This is a genomic window from Vibrio sp. 1557 (assembly GCF_033340175.1).
In the GTDB taxonomy this organism is placed as follows: domain Bacteria; phylum Pseudomonadota; class Gammaproteobacteria; order Enterobacterales; family Vibrionaceae; genus Vibrio; species Vibrio alginolyticus.
In genome coordinates, this window is record NZ_JAWOVZ010000093.1 from 1 (window position 1) to 1,585 (window position 1,585).

General features: G+C 45.6%; 2 protein-coding genes and 1 pseudogene. All 3 read left to right on the forward strand.

Annotation, left to right across the window (positions count from 1 at the left end):
• Positions 1-224: 224 nt before the first annotated feature.
• Positions 225-602 (forward strand): DUF3316 domain-containing protein, encoded by a 378-nt coding sequence (locus R7070_RS24865; protein ID WP_045626264.1) that lies wholly within the window; start codon positions 225-227, stop codon positions 600-602.
• A gap of 102 nt (positions 603-704) precedes the next feature.
• Complete coding sequence (locus tag R7070_RS24870) at positions 705-1,397, forward strand: heavy metal response regulator transcription factor (RefSeq protein ID WP_005480575.1); 693 nt, start codon at positions 705-707, stop codon at positions 1,395-1,397.
• A pseudogene (locus R7070_RS24875) lies at positions 1,390-1,585 on the forward strand (two-component sensor histidine kinase); the annotation flags it as partial. The gene R7070_RS24870 and the pseudogene R7070_RS24875, both read left to right, overlap by 8 nt.

Here is a 1,585-nt window from a genome sequence, read left to right on the forward strand (position 1 = left end):
AAGCGGTAACGGTTGAGTAATTACGCTTAACAGCAAAGATCCTGAGCGGCACATGCGAGAGTATGTGCCGCTTTTTTTGTCTTGTGCTAAGCGTGATGGAGCGCTCAAGCGCCTTCGCCAGTAAGTTGCTTTCATGACAAAAATGTCATTTTGTTGAAAGGGTGGTGTCAGAGGCGGTGTTCAATAATGACCTCATTGAAAACAAGCACTCAAAGGTTAACAACATGAACGCAATCAAAACTGCTCTTTTTGTAACGGTAATGGCAATGACTAGCGCATCTGCATTCGCTCAACCACTTTTCACTGGTGGCAACTACGTGAGCCGCGAAGAGATGAAAACCATCTCAGTTACGCCGACAGCAACGTCAGATGAGGCTTATCAACAGGCACTGTCTGAACTCAATTCACTTAAAACCTTGTCGGCTCGTGAACTGAATAAAGAGCTCAATATCCTGACGTTTAATGTGAAGTCTCGCAGTACGCATTTAAAAGATGGAGGCTTCGTGACCGTGCAAGAACGCATGAATGAAGATGGTCAGTTGGAATATTTGGGTAAAGTGAATGTCAAAGTGCATTATGCCGAACGCGATAACAATCGATAATGGTTTGCCAATGAGGAAGAGTATGGTGTGGTTCACATCATGCTCTTTTTCGATCTTTATACTGGGTTCTCATCCTCCCGCTAACACACTAGGTAAGTAAAGTTGAAAATATTGATCGTCGAAGATGAGCACAAAGCCGGAGAATATCTGCAAAAAGGTTTGATTGAATCTGGGTATGTGGTGGATTTAGTGCATGATGGGGTCGATGGGCTTTATCACGCTACCAGTGAAGAATATGACTTAATCCTCCTCGACATTATGTTGCCTAAACTCGATGGTTGGCAGGTGCTTAACACATTGCGCAGTAGTGGGATTCACACTCCAGTGATCATGCTGACAGCGAAGGAGCAAGTGGAAGATCGCGTGCGCGGTTTTGAGCTGGGTGCCAATGACTATGTGGTAAAACCTTACGCGTTTGCAGAGCTACTGGCGCGTGTTCAAAACGTATTTCGTCATCATATTGCCGCGCAAGTGGTCGCATCGCCGCAAACATTACGTGTGGCAGATTTAGAACTTGATATGATCAAACGCGTTGCCACGCGCGCGGGGCAGTCGATGTCGCTTACCGCCAAAGAATATGCCCTGCTTGAGTTGTTGATGCGCAAAACTGGCCAAGTACTTTCACGTACCACCATTGCGTCGTTAGTGTGGGATATGAACTTTGACAGCGATACCAATGTGATTGATGTGGCGGTCAAACGTCTGCGTAGCAAAGTGGACAAACCGTTCGATAGACCACTGATTCACACTGTCAGAGGGATGGGCTACAAACTCGAAGAGAGTCGCGATGCCTAAGTTCTCGCTGCCTTTTTCCATGAAAAACAAGCTCGTGCTGATGTTTGTTAGCATGACGTTTGTGACCTATTTTTCTTTGGCTTTCATCCTACAGTACGCCATTGAACGCCACTTTTATTCGCAAGATTTCAGCTATATTTCCAGTAAGTTCAATGCCATTGAGAAAGAATTAATACGCTCGCCAGAGG